Source organism: Pseudobutyrivibrio sp. ACV-2 (genome assembly GCF_900107545.1).
Classification (GTDB): Bacteria; Bacillota; Clostridia; order Lachnospirales; family Lachnospiraceae; genus Pseudobutyrivibrio.
The window spans coordinates 166750-190276 of record NZ_FNQZ01000001.1 but is presented as its reverse complement, the minus strand read 5'-3'; the positions used below and the strand labels follow the sequence as shown (position 1 = coordinate 190276).

The window sequence follows — 23527 nt, the reverse complement described above, 5'->3', positions numbered from 1 at the left end:
ATCATTACGCTCTTTTCAAAAAAATATGTTTATTTGTCTTGTAGATTTTTTCTTTAGTGATATTGTAACCTAACTCATCAACGTAAGAAAAATCTGTTTCAAGACTAGCCTCAACTATAATACATGTATCTTCATTTACAAAAGGCTTATCTTTAAGTATCTGTAACACCTGCTTTTCAATAAGCTTGTTATAAGGTGGATCCATGAAAATAATGTCAAATATCTCATTAGATTTTAATCTGTTTAAACCTGAAAAAACATCCTCAGAATAAACTAAAGCATCATCTACAAGCTTTGCTTTTTTTAGATTATTTGTAATACAGTTTAAGGCTTTTTTATCCTTTTCAATAAATACAGCTTTTGATGCACCACGACTCAAAGCCTCTATGCCCATTTGACCACTTCCTGAAAATAAATCAAGGAAATTACAATCAGGTATATCAAAAGCAATCATATTGAAAAGTGTCTCTTTAATTCTGTCAGATGTAGGTCTCGTATCAAGACCATCTGGAGTCTCAAGTATAAGACCACGTCTGCTACCGGAAATTATTCTCAATTTGATTCCTCGATTTCATGAAGACAATCTGATAAAAGCTCCAAGGCTTTTTCAGTAGCTGCCATTCTAACTTCTGTTCTATTACCCTTCAAGTGAAGCTCTAAAACCTTACATTCGTTGTCTCCAAAGGCACATCCTATATAGACAAGTCCTACAGGTTTCTTTGGCGAACCACCTCCTGGGCCAGCAATGCCTGAGCTTGAAATGCCAAAATCAGAAGCAGCTCTTTTTCTTACTCCCTTTGCCATTTCAATAACAGTCTGTGGACTGACAGCGCCATGCACCATAAGGGTGTTATCCTTTACACCGAGGTTTTTCATTTTAGCTTCATTAGAGTATGTGACATATCCTTCATTGAAGCAATCAGAAGCACCTGGAACATCTACAATAGTGCTTGCAATCAAGCCTCCTGTACAGGATTCAGCTGTTGCAACTGTAAATCCTTTTGCAGAAAGCCTGCTTACAATATCTGTAATATCCATTATTTCTGCTCCTTAAGAACATCGATATTCTGATAAATATAAATTACAAGTGAAAGAATTGTCATTATAAGTGCAACCCATTTGAAGATTTCTCCAAGAACGATGAGCCATCCAAATTGAAGATTTGCAACTAAAATAATAATCATAATCATCTGAGTAGTAGTCTTAATTTTACCGAAAATGTTTGCTGCAATAACAAGACCATTTTCAGCTGCTATAAGTCTAAAACCAGAAATGATGAATTCTCTGGCAATGATAATGATTACATACCATGCATAAAGCTGCTTGGTAGAAATAAGACAAATCATTGCTGAACAAACCAGCAGCTTGTCTGCTAGAGGATCCATAAATTTACCGAAATTAGTAACAAGATTGTATTTACGTGCAATCTTGCCATCTGCCATATCGGTAAGGGATGCAGCAATAAAGATGATATCTGCAATAATTCTAAGTGCAGTATTATCAGGGTTAATAAGCAAGAAAAATACGAAAAACGGAATTAAAATTACTCTGAATAGTGTTAATTTGTTTGGTAAATTCATAACTTTACATCTCCTATTAAGTCATATTCATCAAAGCTTGTAACGGTTACCTGAACAAACTGTCCGCTAGTAAGCTCGGTGTCACTGTTAACAAAAATAAAACCGTCAACTGATGGCGTATCTCTATAGGTACGTCCAACAAAAACCCCATCCTCTGGAAGCTTTCCTTCAATGAAAACTGGAAGTGTTTTTCCGATGTAGTTTTTATTATTGGCTAAAGAGATATCCTTTTGACAAAGCATGACCTCTTCCTGCCATTTTTGTTTTAATTCTTCATCTACCTGATTGTCCCATGTTGCAGCAACTGTGCCGTCTTCTTTTGAATAAGCGAAAGCCCCAAGTCTATCGAACTTCATATCTTTAATAAACTGTAGGAGTTCCTCATGCATTTCTTCAGTTTCACCAGGAAAACCACAAATCAAAGTAGTTCTCAGGGAAATATCAGGCATAGCAGCTCGAAGCTTGGCAGCGATATTCATAATATCAGCTTTATCAGTCTTGCGTCCCATTTTTCTAAGAAGCTCATCATTACAGTGCTGAATAGGCATATCGATATAATGACAAATCTTTGGCTGATTTGCCATACATTCTATGAGCTCGTCTGTGATTTCTTCTGGATAAGCGTATAAAATACGAATCCAATTGATTCCATCGATTTCACAGAGTTTATTAAGAAGCTCTGGTAATGACTTATGACCATAGATATCCATGCCATAAACAGTAGTTTCCTGGGCAACAAGGATAAGTTCTTTTACACCATCCTCCGCGAGTTGTTTTGCCTCTTCAAGAATACGTTCCATTGGTACAGAACGGTAATCACCTCTGATATAAGGAATAATGCAGTAGGTGCAACGCTTATTACAACCTTCTGCTATCTTAAGGTAAGCATAATGACCGCCAGTGGTAAGTACTCGTCTGCCATCTTTTGGAAGACCAGTAAGTTCCTTTTTATAAACTGGCAAATATCCCTTTTTCTCAAGGACTTCATCTATGGCTTTAACAAGCTCATCATAAGAATTGGTACCTATTATTGCATCAACTTCCGGCAAATCTTCAAGGATATTTTCTGTAAAGCGCTGCGCAAGACAACCTGTAACAATAAGCGCTTTAAGCTTTCCATTTTCCTTGTAACTGCCAAGATCTATGATATTTTGAATACTTTCTTCCATGGCATCAGCGATAAAAGAACAGGTATTTACAACGATAATATCTGCATCTGCCTCATCATCACAAATTGTATAACCGTGATCAATAAGGTCACCAAGCATATGTTCAGAATCAACAAGATTTTTATCGCACCCAAGTGAAACAAATAAAACGTTCATAGGCATTAGTTATTTGTATCCTCTGTAAGAATTCTGATTACGCCATCATTAAGCTCATTTACAGCAATTGAAAGTGGCTTGTCAATTTTACTGTACTTTACAAGTGGATCTGCACCGTCAATTATCTGACGAGCGCGCTTTGCTGTTGCAGCAACAATTGTATAACGTGAGTTAACTACTGGCTCCTCACCTACCTCAACATTTTCATTTACCTTTTCCATAAGTTCAACATAAGATGGATGTATCATAATTAATTACTCCTTTCAAACATCTTTAATTGTTCTTGCATTTTGCTAATAGCTGTTTTGTTTCTTGATACTTTGAAATGTTCACCCTGAATTATATTATGAACCTGATCTACAGCTCTCTCTAAGGAGTCATTTACAATCAGGTAATCATACTTGTCCATAAAACCTGATTCCTTGCAGGAAATAGCAAGTCTTTGCGCAATAACCTCACTGGTTTCTGTACCACGTCCAACAAGTCTGTTTTCTAATTCCTTTGCAGACGGAGGCATTGTAAAAAGCAATAAAGCGTCAGGATACATTTCCTTAACCTGAAGCGCTCCTTGTATTTCAATTTCAAGGATTACATCCTTTCTACGGTCTATAAGCTGCTCTACGTATGCTCTAGGTGTACCGTATGAATTGCCATTGAAAGTAGCATATTCCAGCAATTCGTTGTTTTTGATCATTTCATCGAACTCTTCACGAGTTTTGAAGAAATATTCTCTTCCATCTTTTTCGCCAGCTCTCATGCCCCTTGTGGTTGCTGAGATGGAAAGATTGTAGTCATTTGGATGGGCTTCCAGTAAATGCTTCATAATGGTTCCTTTGCCAGCACCTGAAAAGCCTGAAAGGACGATTACGAGCCCTTTATCATGCATCATTATCGGAATCCTCCTTGGTATTATTTTCTAATATTCTGCCTGCTATTGTATCTGGCATTAAAGCCGATAAAACAACATGAGAATCACACACAATAACACATCTTGTGCGACGGCCCTGTGTGGCATCGATGATATTGCCCTGTTCCTTTGCATTTGCAATTATGCGCTTTGCAGGGGAAGAATCAGAGGTTACCATAGATACTATTTTTTTGCTATTGATAATGTTTCCAAAACCTATGTTTACAAAAGCCATAATTATTCTATATTTTGAATCTGCTCCCTAACTTTCTCAATTAATGTCTTAAGGGTGATACCGATATCAGCAATTTCAACGTCAGTAGATTTGGAAAGTATGGTGTTTGCCTCACGATTTAGTTCCTGTGCCAAAAAATCAAGTTTTCTGCCCACCTCTTTGTCTAAATCGAAAACGCTTTTTGTTTCGTCGACATGGCTTTTTAGTCTAACCATTTCCTCATCAATGCAGATTTTATCAGCGTAAATAACAACCTCCTGAGCTATTCGTCCCTCATCAATGTGAGAATCAGCAAGGAGCTCATTTACCTTTGCTGTAAGGCGTGTTCGATATTCTTCGATTATTTTTGGACTTCTTTGCTCAAGCTTGTCTACAAGAACAAGCATTTCATCCATTTTAGCAATTAAATCCTTTTCAAGACGATTACCTTCAGCAATGCGAGCCTCTATAAACTGTGAAAGGCATACATCAAGAGCTTCATTTACAAGAGCTTTAAGGCTATCTTCATCAGCTTCTACTTCCTCAAGCTCAATTACATCAGGCAGTCTTGAAATACTGCTAGCTTTCATGTCATTATCTATGCCTAGCTTTTCAGCCATAGCTGATATGGATTCGTAATATTTCAGCGCAATAGCATCATTAACAGACACCTGATAGCAGGCATCAGAATGCTCATTTAGAGTAATATAAACATCCACTTTTCCTCTGAAAATACTTTCGCTGATTTTGTTTCGAACCTGACTCTCTAAGAAATTGAGTTTCTTAGGAAGTTTGATATTCAAGTCAAGATATCTGTGATTAACAGACTTCATCTCGATAGTGACTCTAGCGTCCTCGTTTTCGGCAAATCCTTTGCCGTAACCTGTCATGCTACGTACCATTTTAGTCTCCTTTGAACCATGTTAAGCACACTTGTCCACCTTCACATAGTTGTTTTTAATTATAATTAAATGTATTATAAGATGCAAGTGTTTATGACTTCTTGCTGACCAAACTATGAAAATATCAGCATAAATTTATAGACTTTTAGCACTTGCTATGACAGCCAATCTAGAAAGGACTACAATATGGCATTAGATGGAATTACAATTCATGCCCTTGTTCATGAATTTAACGAACAACTATTAAATGGCAAAATTAACAAGATTTCACAACCAGAACGAGAAGAACTGTTGATTACTATTAATACTGCTGGAGGTAATAAGCGACTTCTAATATCAGCAAATGCTTCTCTCCCGTTTATGTATATAACCGAAGAAAATAAGCCAGCGCCTGCCCAGGCACCAGGTTTTTGTATGCTTCTAAGAAAACACATCGGAGCAGGCCGCATCATAGAAATATCCCAGATGGGCTTAGAGCGTGCTGTACGATTTAAAATCCAACATCTAAATGAAATGGGTGATATTACCTTTAAATATCTCTATGTGGAAATTATGGGAAAACATTCTAATATCATCTTCTGTAATGAAGAAAATATGATTTTAGATTCAATCAAACATGTTCCGTCCTCAGTCAGCTCGGTTCGTGAGGTTTTGCCTGGAAGAGACTATTTTATTCCAACCCAGGAAGGTAAAATCAATCCTCTTGAGGCAACAGATGAATATATTAAAAACACGGTTCTAAAAAGAAGCGATTCAATATACAAGGCCATTATGTCTTCTTTTATTGGAATCAGCCCTACTATCGCAAATGAAATCTGCTATAGGTCAGGACTTGATTCAGATGCTAGCTGTGCCTCACTTTTTGACGAACATAAAGACAGATTCTGCAAGGAATTTAATAATTTGATGGATGATGTTAAAAAAAATCACTATCACTATTCTATAATCATAAATCCAGCAAAAGATGAGCCTGTGGAGTATGGTCCTATAGATTTTAAAATGTATCAGGATATGACTATCAAGCCAATAGATTCTATTTCAAAGGTGCTTGTAGAATTCTATGCCAAAAGAAACAGATACACTAACATCAGACAGAAATCATCTGATTTAAGAAAAATAATATCAAATCACATTGAGCGTTCTTCTAAGAAATTGGATTTACAGTTAAAGCAGCTTAAGGATACAGAAAAAAGAGATAAATACAAAGTATACGGGGAATTGCTCCACACCTATGGTTATGAAGCTAAACCAAAGGATAAATCCATTACTGTTATCAATTACTACGACAATAATGAGCTTACTATTCCTCTTGATCCTGATTTATCAGCATCTGAAAATGCCAAGAAATACTTTGACAAATATGCCAAATTAAAACGTACTGCAGAAGCTCTAGATACTTATATCGCTCAATCCGAGCAAGAATTAGAGCTTTTAAAAACTATCGAAACTGCTTTAAATATTGCAGAAACAGAAAGTGATTTAGCTGATATACGTCGAGAGCTTGTAGATTACGGATTTATCAAAAAGCACAATACAGGCAAAAAAGAAAAGATTAAAAAAAGCAAGCCGCTGCACTTTATCGATGACAACGGTTTTGATATCTATGTAGGAAAAAATAATTATCAAAACGACGAGCTGACCTTTAAATTTGCTACTGGCAATGACTGGTGGTTCCACACAAAAAAGATACATGGTTCTCATGTCATCGTAAAAACAAACGGAAAAGAGCTTCCTGACAGTTCCTATGAGTACGCAGCAGAGCTTGCCGCCTACTATTCTTCTGGCAGAGATACAGACAAAGTAGAAATAGATTATCTCCAGAAGAAAAACGTAAAAAAGCCCGCCAGTGCTGTGGCAGGCTTTGTAGTATATTATACTAATTATTCAATGGTTGTATCTCCAACTCTAGAGCACGTAAAACTGGTTGGCGAGGAATAAATTTAAGGTGGACCTTAATTCTAGATGATTATCTAAATTAGGGTCCTCTTTTAATATGATATCTACGTCATTTGATGCCATTTCCAGCTCATTTGCATCCTGATAAATATCAGCTACCTTAAAGCTGAATTCGCCGCTTTGTCTTACGCCAAACAAATCCCCAGGACCTCTTAGCTTTAAATCTTCTTTTGCGATATAGAATCCATCATTTGATTTAAGCATAATATTTAGTCGTTTTGACTGATTGTCATCCTTACTTTCATTCATAAGGATACAATAGCTTTGGGCATCTCCACGGCCTACACGTCCTCTCAGCTGATGTAGCGCAGCCAGGCCAAATCTATTGGCATTTTCTATCATAATTACAGTAGCATTAGGAACATTTACACCTACCTCTACTACAGTTGTAGATACTAAAATCTGGGTCTTATGGTTAGCAAAATCTTCCATAACCTGATTTTTCTCTGCAGGTTTCATTTTGCCATGAAGGACACCTATTTCGTATTTATCATTAAAATATGATTTCAGTTTCTTGCTGTAATCTGTAACATTCTGTGCTTCTGTAGTTTCAGATGCTTCAACAAGAGGACAAATAATATATGCTTGATGCCCCTTTTCAACCTCATCCGAAACAAATTTATAAGCAGTAGGTCTCATACTTTCTTTGATAACGCAGGTCTTTATAGGAAGTCTGTTGGCCGGAAGTTCCTTTATGGCAGAAACATGCATATTTCCATATAAAATCATTGCAAGGGTCCTTGGAATAGGTGTGGCAGACATGACTATGATATGTGGATGATTGCCCTTTGAGGAGAGCTTATCTCTTTGCTGAACTCCAAAACGATGCTGCTCATCTACAATTACAAGAGCAAGATTTCCGAATTCTCGGCCATCTGTAATTAAAGCATGAGTACCAATTATCAGCGTGTTTGGATTTTCATCTACCAGCTTTTGCATAGCTTTTTTCTCAGAAGCTTTCATAGAACCGGTAAAAAGTGCAACAGGTATATCAATTCCTGCAAGCTCAATCCATTCTGTAAAGCTTTCATAATGTTGCTTTGCCAAAACCTCTGTAGGTGCCATTATAGCCGCTTGATAGCCTGATAAAGCCACGTCAAGCATTGCAAGAAACGCCACTATTGTTTTTCCACTACCTACATCCCCCTGGATAAGACGCTGCGTAGCGTAATTTCCCGTTAAATCGGAAAGAATTTCAGATAACACCTTATCCTGATCAGATGTTAAACTATATTTTAATTTGCTCTTAAAACAATCCGTTTCTTGATGATGACAAATATCAAATTCATTAGGAAACGAAATACTTTTTTCTTCCTGAAGCTTTGAGTTTAAGATAAAGAAAAACATTTCCTCATAGGCAAGGCGTCTTCTGGCCTCAACTAATTTTTCAAATTTATCTGGGAAATGATATGTATATAAAGCCTTGTTATAAGGCATAAAATCATTCTTTTTCTCCAGTTCTTCAGGTAACCTGAATTCAGGAATTTTAGCCCCTTCAAAGGCAGATTTTGCAGCTTTTAATACTGCATTATTAGTCAGGCCTTTAGTTAAATGATAAATCGGCTGAATTTCTCTTCTGAGCTCCTGATATTTTTCAGGGGTAAAAATAGCGGGCTGCGAAATTTTAAATCTTCCTTTTTCAGATACAAGCCTGCCATAAAAGATATAAACCTTACCAGGTTCAAAATTATTTCTAAGATAATTTGAATTGAACCATACCAAATCTACAGGAATATCATTTACATAGGTCGTCACAGACAAAATATCCATATGGTTTTTAGATCTGAACATTTTTGGTGAAGACTTTATCCTGCCTGAAATACTAATTAAAGAATTAACACTATCTTTATCTGGTATAGAACATTCCGGATATACCAGATATGTTCGCGGAAAAAAAAGGAGTATATCCTCAATGGTATATACTCCTAATTTATTAAATAATTTAGTTGTCTTTTCTCCTACACCCTTGATAGTGTCAATTGGTGACAACAAATCCATAATCATTACTCCACTGAAACAATATAAGCATAAACAGCCTGACCGCCTTCAGATATTTCCACCTCAAGGTCAGGATATTTTTCTTCAACAGCTTTTCCAAGTGCATCTGCTTTTTCCTGGTCACTGCCTTCGCCCCAGTAAATAGAAACTACAGCTGAATCTTCAGTAACCATTTTATCTATCATTTCCTGGAAAGCCACGTTAATGTCGGCATTTACAGAAAGAAGTCCCGTATCAGCCATGCCCATCCAGTCATCTTTTGTGATTTCTTTATCGTCGATAATAGTATCACGAACAGCATATGTCACCTGGCCAGTCTTAACATTTTTGATTTCTTCAGTCATGTTAGACTCGTTATCCTCTACGCTTGCATCTGGGTCAAAAGAAATAAGAGCTGTAATACCCTGAGGAATAGTCTTTGTTGGAATAACTACAACCTTTTTATCTTTGCAAATGCTTGAGGCCTGGTTTGCAGCAAGAATGATATTTTTGTTGTTTGGTAATACAAATATAGTTTTTGCATTAACCTTTTCAATTGCACTTAAAATATCATCTGTGCTTGGGTTCATTGTCTGGCCACCCGGAATCATGTAGTCACATCCAAGCTCTGTAAAGATAGAAGTAAGACCTTCACCTGTAGCGATTGAAACAAATCCCATCTCCTTTGCAGGCTCTGTTGGCTTTGTCTCTTCCTTAGCCTCTGTTTCCTTTGAAGCTACTGCTTCATCACCAATCTTGAGATCTGAAATAGTACCGATATTAATTCCCTCAAGCTTTGCCTTTAATTCCTTGAGCTGATATGTAGCAAGTGGTTTGTCTGTAGTGATAACAAACTCTACAGTTGTAGTGCATTTTTCAGCCTTAGAAGCAGTCTCTGGAACGAAAGCTGTGTAATCAACTTCCTTGCCAATAAGGGCATCATAAGCACCCTGAAGAACACATACTAAGCCCTGTCCGCCTGAATCAACTACTCCAGCCTGCTTTAATACAGGAAGCATATCAGGTGTTTTTGCAAGTACTGCCTCTGCTTCTGCAATAACAGCCTCTGCAAATTCAACAATATCGTCTGTTACCTGAGCCATTTCAGCAGCCTTATCAGCAGCTCCTCTTGCAACAGTAAGGATTGTACCTTCCTTTGGCTGCATAACAGCCTTGTAAGCAGTCTGAACAGCCTTCTCGAAAGCTTCGCTAAGAACTTCTACAGTAACCTCGTCATAGCTTGTCATAACCTTTGTTAGGCCTCTGAAGAGCTGTGACAAAATAACACCAGAATTACCTCTAGCACCTCTTAATGAGCCAGAAGAAATTGCCTTAGCAACTGTCTTCATGTCAGCATTATCAAGCTCTGCAACAGCATTTGCTGCAGACATGATAGTCATACACATATTTGTACCTGTATCACCATCGGGTACAGGGAATACATTCAATTCATTAATCCATTCTTTCTTAGACTCAAGATTCTTTGCTCCAGAAAGAAACATCTTTGCAAACAAAGACGCATCGATTGTTTGGATTTCCACCTAAAATTCCTCCTTAGTCAATAACTCTTACGCCTTCAACGTAGATATTGATTGTCTCTACAGTTAAACCAGTAAAAGAAGATACCTTGTATTTAACAGTTTCAATGAGATTCTCTGCAACTGCTTCAATGCTAATACCGTAAGAAACAATAACATGAAAATCCAGGACAATTCCATTGCTTTCAGTAATATTTACGCTAATACCATGATTAAGGTAATCCTTCTTGAGAAGCTTTACCAAGCCATCCTTCATATTAACAGCGGCCATTCCAACGATACCGAAGCATTCAACAGCAACTGAACCAGCATAAGTCGCAATAACATCTGTGTCTATAACAATCTTACCAAGCTCTGTTTCCATTTGACCTTGCATAACGTACCTCCAAATTCGCATATTTAGTCATATTATGTAGTACATTATATACTAAAGAAAAAATAAAAGCCACCCTTTCGAGTGACTTTCAATATCGTGTAAGATTAAGCTCGCTCAACCTTGCCAGAACGTAAACAAGAAGTACATACATATAACTTCTTAGGTGTTCCATTCACATTACACTTAACGGACTTCACATTAGATTTCCACATATGATTGGATCTTCTATGAGAATGGCTCACATTGTTACCGAAATGAGCGCCTTTTCCACAAACTGCACATTTTGCCATGATTGCACCTCCTTGTAAGATATTTCAAAAACAGTGCGATTTTTCGCAACATGGGTATTATAGCAAGGCATTTTATAAATTGCAATGCTTTTTTATTAAATATCTTTAAAATTTATTTATTCTTCAAAATATGCATTAAAAACTTTGGCTGCTAAAGGGGCTGCAAACTTACTTCCATAGCCTGCTCCCTCCATAATTACTGCTATTGCAAGCTGTTTTCCATCATCATTTGAAGCATATCCCACAAACCAGGAATGAGTCAGCTTTTTGTTTTCTGAGTATTCTGCAGTTCCTGTCTTTCCATAGACACTTAGATCTCCAAAATCAACCTTTGCCGAAGTTCCATCCATTACGACGGCTTCCATGTATTTATTTAAGGTATCAACTTCTTCTGCTGACATAATAAGTCCTGCACTGACAGGCTCTGTCTGGCTTACAATATCACCCTCAGCACTGACCAGCTTATCTGCCAAATATGGTTCCATTAGTTCACCGTCATTTGCAATAGCAGAAACAAGCATTGCCATATGAAGTGGTGACACTGATGTAGCTCCCTGCCCGATAGCGGTTTGACCTACAATGCTCTCCTTTGTATCCGAATCTATATTAAAAGCAGATTTTTTGGATGCAGAAAGCATTGTAGGCAGTGTTTTATTAAAATATAAATCTTCTGCAGTATTAATAAAAGCTTCTCTATCAAGATGAATACCAATATCAGCATACGCACTGTTGCATGAATTTGAAAAAGCCTGAAGCAAATTCTCCTTGCCATGCTTTTCATTACTACTGCAATGAATCGTGTAACCATCTACATCGATGTGGCCATTACAGTTATAGGAATAAGTATCATCTTCGTCATGTTCTCGCAAATAAGCAAGTGTAGTTACAATTTTAAATGTAGAACCAGGTGGATACGAACCATTTGTAGCTCTATTCATTAGTACTGAGCTATTTTTTGAACTGTCATTTATATCATCCCAATATTTAGCAATGGTATTTGGGTCATAATCCGGCTTTGATACCATAGCAACAATTTTTCCTGTTTCAGGTTCTATTGCTATTACTGCCCCATCATATAGACCTAAACCCTCAAAAGCAGCCTTTTGAGCATCATAATCTAAAGTAGTATATAAATTATCCCCTGGACTTTTTATTCCAGTCAGACTGTTGTTAATTTGATCATCCAATGTGATATGGGATTTAAGTAAATCGAAGGAATAACTCGCTTCAAGTCCTGCCATTCCTTTCCCTACATACCCCACTTCATGGGAAAATAGTCTTTCATCTGGATAAACTCTTATTTCATTTCCTTCATCATCCTTTGAGGTTTGAGCCATCACTTTTCCGTCGGCTGTGTATATACTTCCTCTTACAACATCATCTGCAAACACTGAAAAACGGGCATTGAACGAGTTATAAATAAAATCCTTAGAATCGTATCTTATAAAATGGTATAGGAAAAAAATCATACAAAGGAAAATAAAAGCAAATATAACAGCGGTTACATATATCTCTTTTCGTATATGATTTTTTTTCGGTTTTGTTACTTTATTCATCTCTTATTAATGTAATTCCTTTTGCGTTTTGATGGTAAATGCCACAAATCCTCGGAGCATTCAGTTATAAAAATTCCAATAAGAAGTGACACTAAAGAACTTCCTCCATAACTGATGAGTGGCAAAGTCACACCCGTTGAAGGAATAAATTTGATAACGCCACCAATATTTAAAATAGTTTGTATGGCAAAAATAATGGCAAAGCCACTTGTAACAAGCATATAAAAACTATAGGTGCAGTTAAATGACACGTTAAAGATCATTATAAACGTGCACATATAAATAATAATTAGACACATGGCTACAATAGCTCCCATTTCCTCAGAAATGGCCGCAAAAATAAAATCTTTGACTACCACAGGGATTTTGTTTGGAAGGCCGTTATTTAAGCCAGAACCAAGCCAACTGCCAGTACCTACAGCAAATAATGACTGTGAAATCTGATATCCCTGATCTTCAACTACAGATAAAGGATCAGACCATGCAACAAATCGCCTTTGAATATGAGGAAACATATTATAGGCAATAAATCCGCCTGCTATGCCTAAGAATAGCTCTATAGCCAAGACTATGTAATTCTTGTAAGCGATAAAAATTAAAAAGATGTATGTAACTAAAAAAATAAATGCTGTTCCCAAATCCTTAGAATATATAAGAACTAAAATATGAAGTGCTGCACCAATTCCAGCAAATAAAAAGCCTTTAAAATCCTTAAAGGTAACAATACATCCACTTATAAAAAACAGATAAGAAAGCTTTACAAATTCGCTAGGCTGGATGCTTACACTTCCAAAGGACAAGGATAGCTTAGCACCGTATTCTACAACACCCATCAGACCAACAAGCAACAGAAGAACTATCCCTGTTCCTCCAAAAACAAATGTTAGCCGATTGATTTGAGGAATTTTTCTTAAAATATAAACAACAAGAATAGAAAGCATAACTCCGGCAATTAAAAATATAAACTGCCTTGCAGCTCTCGTAAGATTAAGTCTTTCAAGGGTAATAAGGCTCATAGAAATGAGAAATAATACATTATTTATCAGGCCTTTCGAGACTGGTACAGTTATTTTGTTGATGACCAAGGCAAAAATTAATAAAAATAAAAGTTCAAGAACTAGCAATAAAATTATTCTTGGTTCTTCAGCAGAAAAATATAAAACAACAGAACCATTCACTAAAAAAAGAACTATCATAACAGCCTGGATGGTGACCAAAATGCTATTTAAGCCCTCATTTAGTTTAGGTTCAAAAAGAAGAACACAGTCAATCAGTGTAAAAATGATGACATAAGAAAGAATTGTAATTCTCGAAAAATTCGTAATTACACTAACCAATTTATTCTACTCCTCTTTTCAAATGTCCTTTAGTATAGTCTTCTTTAAAGGTAAATGGCTCGTTATCTATAAATGTGGCCTTATAAGCTTTAAGAATGCTTGCGGTCTCTTTATAGTCTTCAACAGTAAAATCAAGCCTGAAATCCTTTACGCCTAAATCAATAAGCTCATTTTTTAAATCAAAGGCTATATATTTTTTGCTATTGTAAATAGTGTTATAGCAGTAATCGCAATTGCACTTTACAACCAACTGCTGATTTTTACGGTCCACAAGATTATAAATATCGTTATTTTTCTTACAGCCTATAGTGTTTTTGATAGTACAATTTGCAGTTACCATCATAGGAATACGGCTGTAAATAATCATCTGCGAATGACTATTGTCTCTGTGTTTCAGTTCCTTTAGAGAAAGCTCATAAGGAATACAATTATTCACTATAGATATATCTCTAAATCCCTTTATACTGCGATTGTTAAAGGTATAAAGTCTATGATCAAGAATAATTTTCTCTTTTGGATAGCCATCGTTTAAAAGTAAGCCCACTTCATCAAATGAACAAGCTATTACTCCCGCAGCTCTTTCATCAATTGTAAGCTCTGAAGCATATTCTTCTCTAAGTATTGTTGGAAGATAAATATATACATCACCATTAAAGGAAGAAACGGCTGTTACAAAAAAATTCCTAGAAACCGCAATTGTATTCACAAAATCAGCATCATTTATAGCTTTGAGTTGGTCTAATGTCTGAACTGTCGCAAAACAACCAGGGACAGTATTTTTTTTACCTGTAAATTTAAGACTAGAATATTCTTTTATAACAGGAGCTTCATTCTGTCCAGACAGATTAGCCTCAAAGGCTTCTATTGCTGTTCTTCTGACGTTTTTAATTACTGATACAGGCAGGAAAATGTCATCATCAAAATCAATTGTCAGCTTATCTATTGTAAAAGGTGTATTCCCAAGGCCTGATACAGCTTTTTCAATATCTTCATAAGAGGTTGGCTTTTTGCTTGCAGCTTCTATAATATTCCCTTTAGATGTACCGATATGTCCACTTTCATCAGAAAATGTCACTTCGAATTCTTTGTTTAAAAGTGCTGAGACCTTGCAATTGATTTTTATTTTTGAAGGCTTTATAACGCCACTGCTATCCTCAGATTTAGTATGAGAAGGCGCTTCAAAGGTAATCATTTCAGGGCCATTATGTCGAGTTAAATATAAATCTGTAAAACCTGAACGATTGCCATAGTCTAAAAGCTTTTGAATATCTTTTTCTGTAACAGAATAATTTTTAGCTCCTTTATAAAGGTATTCATCAAAATAATGTCTATAAACAGAAACTACACCTGTTGCATAGCTTAATTGCTTCATTCTTCCTTCGATTTTAAAAGAAACAACTCCTGCTTCTATCATTTTAGGAAGATAATTTATAGTGCAAAAATCCTTTGGGGACAGAATATAGCTGCCATTTTTGTTGAGATGCTTACCATTTTTTTCATAGGCTTCATATGGAAGTCGGCATGGCTGAGCGCAGCGTCCTCTGTTACCGGAACGACCGCCTATGATTGAAGACATGAGGCACTGGCCTGAATAACAAACACATAAAGCGCCATGTATAAAGCTTTCTATTTCAAGGTCAGGACAAGCTGCATGAATTTTTGCAATCTCGTCTATAGATATTTCTCGCGCTGTTACTATACGGGTGGCTCCAAGGCCTTCAAAAAACTGTGCACCGTTTTTTGTACACAAGCTGGCCTGAGTACTCACATGAATATGAGTAGTTGGAAAATACTCTCTTATAAAATTAAATACACCAAAATCCTGTACAATAAAGGCATCAATTCCATTTTCTACATAAGCTCGCAAATAATCATATAGCTTATCTTCAATTTCAGGATTTTTAAGAAGGGTATTAACAGTAAGATATGCTTTAGCCCCATGTATGTGGGCGTATTTAATGGCTTCAGCAGCCTCTTCTATGGTGAAATTTTTAGCATAGGCTCTGGCGCCAAATAAATCTCCACCAAAATAAACAGCATCTGCCCCTGCATCAACAACAGCTTTAAAAATTTGTAAATCACCTGCTGGTGAAAGAAGTTCTAATTTATTCATATAATTCCTTTAAATAAAACAGAGCCCCAATAGTTTGGGACTCTTGATTAATCATCTGATAACGAACCTAGAAGAGCATCCTCTAGGGAAGCCTCAAGCTTTGTCTTGTTAAGAAGGAGTTCCTTGTTCTCCCGCTCAAGCTTTGAAATTGTCTCTTCTAATGTTTCCGTTTTTAACTGTGCTGAAATTAAATCATGTTTCAGATTATAAATTTCTCTATCTCTAATCTCTAAGTCAGACTCCAAGGATTCAACCTGAGTCTTTGCTTTGAAATAGTCATCTGCTATATTCAGCTCTAGCAATGTGGCCTTTAGGTCAGCTGAAATACGCTTGTAATCATCAATGGTGTTAAACTCATCCAGCTTTGCATTGATGTAATTGGCTACTTTCTGAAGATATTCTTCCTCCTCGTAACCGCTTAACGTATATACCTTCCCGCCTATAAGCACTTTAGCGCTCTTCTCGGAAACCATAACACGCATCCTCCCTACAGAAATTCATTTATAATTATAACTTTGTTAAGGGTGAAAAACAAGTGCCCACGCTAGTTTTCTGGGAAGGCCATATCAAAATGCTCATATGCTTCTTTTGTAGCTACTCTTCCCTTTGGAGTACGTATGATAAGTCCATGTTGTAATAAATATGGCTCATATACATCCTCGATGGTGCCTGAATCCTCTCCAACTGTAGCAGCGAGATTGTCAAGGCCAACCGGGCCTCCATTGAAGCGTTCTATAATAGCAAGAAGAATATTTCTATCGTTATTATCAAGACCTAAAGTGTCAACTTCTAAAGAATCCAGTGTAGCTGCTGCTACCTCTTTGGTAATATGTCCCTCAAATTTGACTTCTGCATAATCACGAACACGTTTTAAGTAACGGTTAGCAAGACGCGGTGTACCTCTTGAACGAAGTGCTATCTGATAAGCTCCTTCATAATCAATAGGGGCGCCCAGTTTTCCTGCTGAAGCAGTGATAATCTCAGACAATTCCTCAGGAGTGTAATAATCCATATGGCCAATAATTCCAAATCTATCCCTAAGAGGTGCTGACAAAAGTCCTGGACGTGTAGTGGCTCCAACAAGAGTGAAACGAGGTAATTTTGTATGAATAGATCTTGCAGTGGTATCTTTTCCCATAACAATATCTAAAGCATAATCTTCCATGGCAGAATAAAGAGTTTCCTCTACAGGCTTTGAAAGACGATGGATTTCATCAATAAAGAGAATGTCGCCATCCTTTAAAGTCATCAGTATAGCAACTATCTCCCCTGGAATCGTAATAGCAGGTCCTGAAGTAACCTTTATATTGGAGCCCATTTCCTCTGCAACTATTCCAGCCAAAGTGGTTTTTCCAAGTCCTGGAGGGCCATATAATAGGACATGATCCAGGGCATCGCCACGATTTTTAGCAGCCTCTATATAGACTTTCATATTTTCTTTGACCTTGCTCTGGCCAATATAACCGTCAAAAGATTTCGGTCTTAAGGTGTTGTCATTAACCAGGTCTTCGTGATTTGCAATTGTAGATGTAATTTGTTTGTTTGATAACATTTTCTTCCCCAAAAAATTTTATAGGAATGACATTTGCTTTAATGTATCTGAAAGCAATTGTTCTGTGGTTGTGGATTCGGTAATAGTCATCTTGTCTAAAGCTCTTGCGGCATTGCTTGCGCTATATCCAAGCGCTACAAGAGCCTCAATAACTTCTTCCTTAACATTAGATGTAAGTGCCGACTTTTTACCAGATAAATCAGACGTAATTTTAGCTTCGAAAGCACCAATAATATCCACCTTATCCTTTAAATCTATGATGATTCTTTCGGCAGTCTTTTTACCGACTCCAGGGCAGGCAGCAAAAGCCTTTGAGTCATTTCCTGCAACTGCAAATTTAATGTCACTGACTGTCATATTGCTAAGGATAGCAAGTGCTCCTTTAGGACCGATTCCACTAACAGAAAGAAGAAGCTCAAACATCTTAAGCTCCTCCTTATTATAGAATCCATATAAAGTAATAGAATCTTCCTTTGGAATGAGCTTTGTATTAAGCTTTACCTCTTCGCCTAGCTCAGGTAATTGGCTTATGGTATTAGAGGATGAACTAATACCGTAGCCCACTCCATTGTTCTCTACAATAATTGTATTTTCATCAATGTCTGAAAGTGTGCCTCTTATGTATGCAAACATTGAAAATCTCCCTTCGGATGTAAATTAGGCTAATCAGCTAATTCGCCAATGAAATAAAAGCCCTTACAACAGTTTAACCTAACATTGATTAATTTGCCAATCATAGATTCATCGCCAGGGAAATGAACTGTTACGTTATTTGCAAGCTTACCTGAAACAAGTGAAGAATCCTGTTCGTTTACATCCTCTACAAGAACCTCCTGCACTGTTCCTTCAAGTGCCTGCACCTTCTCATGTCCATGCTTTTGAACAAGGCTTAAAAGTCTATCAAATCTATCCTTTACAACATGCTCTGGAACCTGATTTTCCATTGTTGCGGCCGGTGTACCTGTTCTCTTAGAGTAGATAAATGTAAATGCAGAATCGTAATGAACCTTATCCACTACGTCCATTGTCTCAAGGAAGTCCTCTTCTGTTTCCCCTGGGAAGCCTACAATTATATCTGTGGTAATGGCAACATCAGGAATGCGAGCTCTAAGCTTTTCAACCAAACCAAGATAATGCTCCTTGGTGTAACGACGGTTCATCTTTTTAAGGATTTCTGTACTACCAGACTGAAGTGGAAGGTGCATATGATGGCAAACCTTGTCACAGCTCGCCATAGCTTCGATTAATTCATCAGACAAATCCTTTGGATGAGGTGTCATAAAACGAATACGCTTTAAGCCTTCAATATCATTTACCATACGTAGTAAGTCTGCAAAGGTAACCTTTTCTTCAAGACCAACACCATAGGAATTAACATTTTGTCCAAGAAGCATAACTTCTACTACGCCATCAGCCACAAGCTCTTTGATTTCAGCCACAATATCTTCAGGCTTTCTTGAACGCTCTCGACCTCTAACATAAGGAACGATACAGTATGAGCAGAAATTGTTGCAACCAAAGCTGATATTTACGCCGGATTTAAATGAATATTTACGTGAAATTGGAAGATTTTCTACGATTTTGTCCGTATCCTTCCAAATATCAATAATCATTCCTTTTTTATTAAGTAAAGCTGTAGTAAAAAGCTCTGCAAACTTATAAAGATTGTGGGTACCAAAAATAAGATCAACAAATTTGTAGTTGGTCTTTAGATGCTCAATAACTGTTGGCTCCTGCATCATGCAACCACATAAGCCAATCATCATATCCTTGTTCTTTTTCTTATAGCCATGAAGAATTCCAAGGTGACCATATACCTTATTGTTGGCATTTTCTCTAACAGTACAGGTGTTGTAGATTACGAAATCTGCATTTTCATTGTCTGTTTCTACATAGCCAATCTGCTTTAAAATACCAAGAAGCTTTTCAGAGTCTCTTGCATTCATTTGGCAACCAAAGGTTGTTACACAGCATGTAAGCTTACGTCCAAGCTCCTCTTCTTTTTTTGCTATAAGCTTTTTTGCTTCCTCAATAAAATAATATTGACGTTCTGGCTCCATTTCTGGAGCATTGTTTAATAAATCTGTAATACTCATTTAAATATCCTATCTAATAAATCTATTGTCTAACCTGACCATCTCCATAGATGGTGTATTTATAGCTTGTTAATGCCAAAAGTCCCATTGGTCCTCTAGCATGAAGCTTCTGAGTGCTGATACCAATTTCAGCACCAAAACCAAACTCGAAGCCATCTGTAAATCTTGTTGAAGCATTTACATAAACACAAGCTGCATCTATTCCACTTAAGAACTTTTCAGCATTATTATTATCCTTTGTGATTATAGATTCTGAATGTCCTGTGTTGTATTTATTAATATGGGCTATAGCTTCCTCTACTGAAGAAACTGTCTTTACTGAAATAATATAATCTAAATACTCTGTGCCAAAATCCTCTTCTGTGGCAGGCTTTGAGTCATTTAAAAATGGTCTTGATTTTTCATCTGCAAAAATCTGAACACCTTTTTCTTTAAGCGCCTCGCCAAGCTTTGGTAAAAGCTTTTCTGCTATGGCTTCATGAATTACTAAAGACTCTGCGGCATTGCATACACCAATTCGCTGTGTTTTAGCATTGATAATGATGTTGATGGCCATATCGATATCTGCATCATAATCTACATATATATGGCAATTACCTGAACCTGTCTCAATAACTGGTACAGATGCATTTTCTACGACTGATTTAATTAAGCCTGCACCTCCTCTAGGGATGAGTACATCGATGTAACCATTGAGACGCATCATTTCCTTGGTGGATTCTCTTGAAGTATCCTCAATTAAAGTGATGGCATCAACAGGAAGATTATTTGAAAGAAGTGCTTCCTTGATAACCTTTACTATTGCTTTATTTGATTCTAACGCATCGCTTCCACCCTTAAGGATTACAGCGTTTCCTGTCTTAAAGCATAGACCGAATACATCTGCTGTAACATTTGGTCTAGCCTCATAAATAACACCTACTACACCGATTGGAACAAGGCGCTTTTTAATACTAAGACCATTTGGACGAGTGAATTCCTCTGTAATCTTGCCGATTGGATCTTCAAGCCGAGCAACCTCTCTAAGTCCATCAGCCATTCCCTTAATACGACTTTCATCAAGCTTTAATCTATCTAGAAGACCAGCTGATAGTCCTTTTTCCTCGCCATTTTTCATATCAATAGCATTAGCTGAAATGATATCAGCGCTATTTGCTTCTAGTGCATCTGCAACTGAAAGTATGGCATCATTCTTGGCTTTTGTGCTTAAGGCCGCCACCTCATATTTTGTGTCTCTCGCTTTTGTTGCTAATTCAAGTAAAGTCATAGTCCGTCACCTCTTTTAATAAGCCGTTTATTAGTAACAATATAATCAAGTGGAATATCCCAATCGTTTATATCCAATTCATTAACCATTTGTTGCTCAAAGCATACCCCAATTTTTGTAATGGATTCATGCTTTGCAAAAAAGCGGTCATAAAAGCCTGCACCATATCCACATCTATTACATTTTTCATCAAAAATCAGTCCTGGCGTAATAGCTATTGCACCAGAAAAATCTGAAAGCCCGGGCAAATCATCATTCGGCTCCATTATATCACGAAATCCTTTATGAAAATCCTTAGCTAAATCTAAGACTCTATAAAACTTAAGTTCATGATTGCTGCCATTACTTACAGGAAAATAAAGCTCTTTATTTTCATCTAATAAATATTGATAAAAGCTAAGAAGCCCCGCTTCATTTTTAAATGGATAAAAGCATAAAAAAATATTAGCCCTTTTAAAATCTGATTCTAAAAGAGCCTTTAGTTGTGTGGTTATATGCTGTGATAATAATAGATGTTCATCAGGAGATATTTCATCTCTGATTTTTTTATATTTTAAGCGTAATTCCTTATTTATGTTTGTTGGCATATTTTTCACCAAGGTTTTCAACCTTGCCGTTTTCATCTACTAAATCAATGTTGTTAAGCTGTGCGCGAATATTTCCTCTGATTGCTTCAATATAAGACTTTCTAAGCTTGGCCTGCTCTTCCTTTTCTGCATCAGTAAGACCTTCTGCCTTGCTTTTGTGATATAACTCGTTTATTCTTGCAATATCTTTTTCCGTAATCATTTTAATCCTCTAATAAATCTAAAACATGGACATCATCCCGCTTGTTTGCAACAAACAGTGTGCCCTTATCTTTATTTTCAAAAATACGATGAACGTTACCTATGTGAGCGCCGTTTGTGATAACCATGTCAGCACCTGAATACGTGGCAATCTGTGCTGCGCGAAGCTTTGCTGTCATGCCGCCAGTTCCTACATTTGATGTGCTTTCTGAGGAAGCCATACCAAAAACATCCTCAAGATTTTCGACAACAGGAACAAATTCAGCCTCTGGATTAGTGTTAGGGTCATCTGTATAAAGACCATCAATATCTGAAAGTAACACAAGTGCATCAGCATTTATGAGTGCAGAAACGATGGCAGAAAGGGAATCATTATCACCAAACTGAATTTCGTGTGTGGCTACAGTATCATTCTCATTAACAACAGGAATGACACCTAGGTTAAACAATTCCTCAAAAGTATTTTTAGCGTTTTCTCTGGACTCTGGGTCAGTCATGGTCTTTTTAGTCATGAGAATCTGACCGGCTCTTTGATTGTATTCAGAGAAAAGCTTTTGGTAAACGGACATCAAATAAGCCTGTCCTATTGACGCACAAGCCTGCTTTGTAGCCAGGTCCTTTGGTCGTTCCTTAAGACCTATAGCATATCTGCCTACTGCAATGGCTCCAGATGATACAAGGCATACGTCCTTGCCCTGGGCTCTTAAATCACAAAGCTGTCTAACCAAACGTTCAAGCTTTGTGTAATCAATATTTCCTGTAGCATCATGGGTGATTGTAGATGAACCAACCTTGATAACTACTCGCTTCTTTTCTGTAAAATCATGTCCGTACATAGCGCTCTCCTAATTTATATCTGCTATATAATAGCACTACACCCCTAGTATAAGCAAGTAAAAAAGCCTGCAGCTTTTACACTACAGGCTTTTATTTCTATGAATTGTTTAAAATTAAAGAATGATATGTCTTGGGCATGCTTCAGCACACTTGCCGCAGCTCGTACACTTAGATTGATCAATGTGTGCAAAGAATCCATCAACATGAATAGCATCATCTTCACAGACCTTCTCACATTTGTGACAGCCTATACAGCCAACATTACAAACTGCCATAACATCCTTGCCTTTATCGTTGTTGTGGCAACGAACTGCATGACCAAAATCATAAGGAATTAGCTCGATGAGGTGATTAGGACAGGTTGAAACACATTTTCCGCAGGCCTTGCAAGCTTCTTTATCAACTACAGCCACACCATCGATGATATGTATCGCATCAAACGGGCAAGCCTTTACGCAAGAACCAAATCCCATACATCCGTAGGAACATGCCTTTGGACCACCGCCTGGGACAAAAGCCATTGCTGTACAATCCTCAACTCCAGTATAATCGTAAAGCTGTTTGGCGTGGTCGCAGGTACCATTACACATAACAAATGCAACCTTACGTCCACCATCCTCTGCTTTTACACCCATTATTTCTGAAACTAAAGCTGCAACAGGGGCGCCACCTACCGGGCATTGATTCACAGGTGCTTCTCCCTTTGCAATGGCTGCAGCAAGACCAGAACAGCCTGCATAACCGCAACCACCACAGTTATTTCCTGGAAGGACTGAAAGAACAGCCTCTTCCTTTGGATCAACCTGAACCTTAAATTTTTCTGAAGCAAAACAAAGGAAAAATCCGATAATACAACCGGTAGCGCCAACAATAACTGCTGCCAGTAAAATTCCTGATATACTCATTTGTCAGCCCT

The 23527-nt window shown here is 37.1% G+C and carries 25 protein-coding genes; 1 reads left to right on the top strand and 24 read right to left on the bottom strand.

Annotation, left to right across the window (positions count from 1 at the left end):
* Nucleotides 1–4: 4 nt before the first annotated feature.
* From rsmD to BLV53_RS00865, 8 genes are read right to left on the bottom strand one after another with little or no spacing between them, the layout of a single operon-like run.
* Complete coding sequence (gene rsmD, locus BLV53_RS00900) at nucleotides 5–556, bottom strand: 16S rRNA (guanine(966)-N(2))-methyltransferase RsmD (RefSeq protein ID WP_090295808.1); 552 nt, start codon at nucleotides 554–556, stop codon at nucleotides 5–7.
* On the bottom strand, nucleotides 553–1038 hold the full coding sequence (locus BLV53_RS00895; RefSeq protein ID WP_090295805.1) for a CinA family protein: 486 nt from the start codon (nucleotides 1036–1038) through the stop codon (nucleotides 553–555). The genes rsmD and BLV53_RS00895 overlap by 4 nt, the downstream gene beginning before the upstream one ends.
* A complete protein-coding gene (pgsA, locus tag BLV53_RS00890; protein ID WP_090295803.1) occupies nucleotides 1038–1580 on the bottom strand; it encodes a CDP-diacylglycerol--glycerol-3-phosphate 3-phosphatidyltransferase in 543 nt (180 codons plus the stop codon). Before pgsA ends, BLV53_RS00895 begins: the two co-directional genes overlap by 1 nt.
* Entirely contained in the window at nucleotides 1577–2905 is a 1329-nt protein-coding gene (gene rimO, locus BLV53_RS00885) for a 30S ribosomal protein S12 methylthiotransferase RimO (RefSeq protein ID WP_090296720.1), read from the bottom strand. The genes pgsA and rimO overlap by 4 nt, the downstream gene beginning before the upstream one ends.
* Before the next feature lie 5 nt (nucleotides 2906–2910).
* Nucleotides 2911–3153 (bottom strand): DNA-directed RNA polymerase subunit omega, encoded by a 243-nt coding sequence (gene rpoZ / locus BLV53_RS00880; protein WP_090295800.1) that lies wholly within the window; start codon nucleotides 3151–3153, stop codon nucleotides 2911–2913.
* Nucleotides 3154–3155: 2 nt separating this feature from the next.
* On the bottom strand, nucleotides 3156–3791 hold the full coding sequence (gene gmk, locus BLV53_RS00875; RefSeq protein WP_090296715.1) for a guanylate kinase: 636 nt from the start codon (nucleotides 3789–3791) through the stop codon (nucleotides 3156–3158).
* Nucleotides 3784–4047 (bottom strand): extracellular matrix/biofilm biosynthesis regulator RemA family protein, encoded by a 264-nt coding sequence (locus BLV53_RS00870; RefSeq protein WP_278335370.1) that lies wholly within the window; start codon nucleotides 4045–4047, stop codon nucleotides 3784–3786. The genes gmk and BLV53_RS00870 overlap by 8 nt, the downstream gene beginning before the upstream one ends.
* 2 nt (nucleotides 4048–4049) lie before the next feature.
* Nucleotides 4050–4928: a YicC/YloC family endoribonuclease gene (locus tag BLV53_RS00865; protein ID WP_090295793.1), complete on the bottom strand. Its 879-nt coding sequence runs from the start codon at nucleotides 4926–4928 to the stop codon at nucleotides 4050–4052.
* A 186-nt stretch (nucleotides 4929–5114) separates the two neighbouring features.
* Between BLV53_RS00865 and BLV53_RS00860 the strand changes: the two genes are divergently transcribed.
* On the top strand, nucleotides 5115–6866 hold the full coding sequence (locus BLV53_RS00860) for an Rqc2 family fibronectin-binding protein (RefSeq protein ID WP_090295791.1): 1752 nt from the start codon (nucleotides 5115–5117) through the stop codon (nucleotides 6864–6866).
* On the opposite strand, the gene recG is transcribed toward BLV53_RS00860, so the two are convergent.
* From recG to BLV53_RS00780, 16 genes are all read right to left on the bottom strand, one after another.
* The gene (gene recG, locus BLV53_RS00855) at nucleotides 6834–8882 is read right to left on the bottom strand and encodes an ATP-dependent DNA helicase RecG (protein ID WP_090295786.1); all 2049 of its coding nucleotides are present in this window, start codon (nucleotides 8880–8882) and stop codon (nucleotides 6834–6836) included. The genes BLV53_RS00860 and recG overlap by 33 nt on opposite strands.
* 5 nt (nucleotides 8883–8887) lie before the next feature.
* On the bottom strand, nucleotides 8888–10402 hold the full coding sequence (locus BLV53_RS00850) for a DAK2 domain-containing protein (protein ID WP_090295784.1): 1515 nt from the start codon (nucleotides 10400–10402) through the stop codon (nucleotides 8888–8890).
* 13 nt (nucleotides 10403–10415) lie between these two features.
* On the bottom strand, nucleotides 10416–10775 hold the full coding sequence (locus BLV53_RS00845) for an Asp23/Gls24 family envelope stress response protein (RefSeq protein ID WP_090295781.1): 360 nt from the start codon (nucleotides 10773–10775) through the stop codon (nucleotides 10416–10418).
* 104 nt (nucleotides 10776–10879) lie between these two features.
* Nucleotides 10880–11065 carry a 50S ribosomal protein L28 gene (gene rpmB / locus BLV53_RS00840; protein WP_015549663.1) on the bottom strand — a complete coding sequence of 62 codons (186 nt, stop codon included), beginning with the start codon at nucleotides 11063–11065 and terminating at the stop codon, nucleotides 10880–10882.
* Nucleotides 11066–11181: 116 nt separating this feature from the next.
* Nucleotides 11182–12621: a peptidoglycan D,D-transpeptidase FtsI family protein gene (locus tag BLV53_RS00835; protein ID WP_090295779.1), complete on the bottom strand. Its 1440-nt coding sequence runs from the start codon at nucleotides 12619–12621 to the stop codon at nucleotides 11182–11184.
* Nucleotides 12618–13958 (bottom strand): FtsW/RodA/SpoVE family cell cycle protein, encoded by a 1341-nt coding sequence (locus BLV53_RS00830; RefSeq protein ID WP_090295776.1) that lies wholly within the window; start codon nucleotides 13956–13958, stop codon nucleotides 12618–12620. Before BLV53_RS00830 ends, BLV53_RS00835 begins: the two co-directional genes overlap by 4 nt.
* 1 nt (nucleotide 13959) lies before the next feature.
* A complete protein-coding gene (locus tag BLV53_RS00825) occupies nucleotides 13960–16071 on the bottom strand; it encodes a peptidase U32 family protein (protein ID WP_090295774.1) in 2112 nt (703 codons plus the stop codon).
* A gap of 47 nt (nucleotides 16072–16118) precedes the next feature.
* Complete coding sequence (locus BLV53_RS00820; protein WP_090295771.1) at nucleotides 16119–16544, bottom strand: cell division protein ZapA; 426 nt, start codon at nucleotides 16542–16544, stop codon at nucleotides 16119–16121.
* A 71-nt stretch (nucleotides 16545–16615) separates the two neighbouring features.
* On the bottom strand, nucleotides 16616–17623 hold the full coding sequence (gene ruvB / locus BLV53_RS00815) for a Holliday junction branch migration DNA helicase RuvB (protein ID WP_090295767.1): 1008 nt from the start codon (nucleotides 17621–17623) through the stop codon (nucleotides 16616–16618).
* An 18-nt stretch (nucleotides 17624–17641) separates the two neighbouring features.
* Nucleotides 17642–18256: a Holliday junction branch migration protein RuvA gene (gene ruvA, locus BLV53_RS00810; RefSeq protein ID WP_090295765.1), complete on the bottom strand. Its 615-nt coding sequence runs from the start codon at nucleotides 18254–18256 to the stop codon at nucleotides 17642–17644.
* 29 nt (nucleotides 18257–18285) lie between these two features.
* Nucleotides 18286–19719, bottom strand: a complete 1434-nt coding sequence (miaB, locus tag BLV53_RS00805) for a tRNA (N6-isopentenyl adenosine(37)-C2)-methylthiotransferase MiaB (protein ID WP_090295762.1) — start codon at nucleotides 19717–19719, stop codon at nucleotides 18286–18288.
* A 22-nt stretch (nucleotides 19720–19741) separates the two neighbouring features.
* Nucleotides 19742–20986, bottom strand: coding sequence for a glutamate-5-semialdehyde dehydrogenase (locus BLV53_RS00800; RefSeq protein WP_090295759.1), 1245 nt, complete (start codon nucleotides 20984–20986; stop codon nucleotides 19742–19744).
* Nucleotides 20983–21573 carry a 5-formyltetrahydrofolate cyclo-ligase gene (locus BLV53_RS00795; protein WP_170830720.1) on the bottom strand — a complete coding sequence of 197 codons (591 nt, stop codon included), beginning with the start codon at nucleotides 21571–21573 and terminating at the stop codon, nucleotides 20983–20985. Before BLV53_RS00795 ends, BLV53_RS00800 begins: the two co-directional genes overlap by 4 nt.
* Entirely contained in the window at nucleotides 21554–21775 is a 222-nt protein-coding gene (locus BLV53_RS00790) for a DUF896 domain-containing protein (RefSeq protein ID WP_170830719.1), read from the bottom strand. The genes BLV53_RS00795 and BLV53_RS00790 overlap by 20 nt, the downstream gene beginning before the upstream one ends.
* A 1-nt stretch (nucleotide 21776) precedes the next feature.
* A complete protein-coding gene (proB, locus tag BLV53_RS00785; RefSeq protein WP_090295754.1) occupies nucleotides 21777–22610 on the bottom strand; it encodes a glutamate 5-kinase in 834 nt (277 codons plus the stop codon).
* A gap of 114 nt (nucleotides 22611–22724) precedes the next feature.
* Nucleotides 22725–23516, bottom strand: coding sequence for an RnfABCDGE type electron transport complex subunit B (locus tag BLV53_RS00780; protein WP_090295751.1), 792 nt, complete (start codon nucleotides 23514–23516; stop codon nucleotides 22725–22727).
* Nucleotides 23517–23527: the final 11 nt, after the last annotated feature.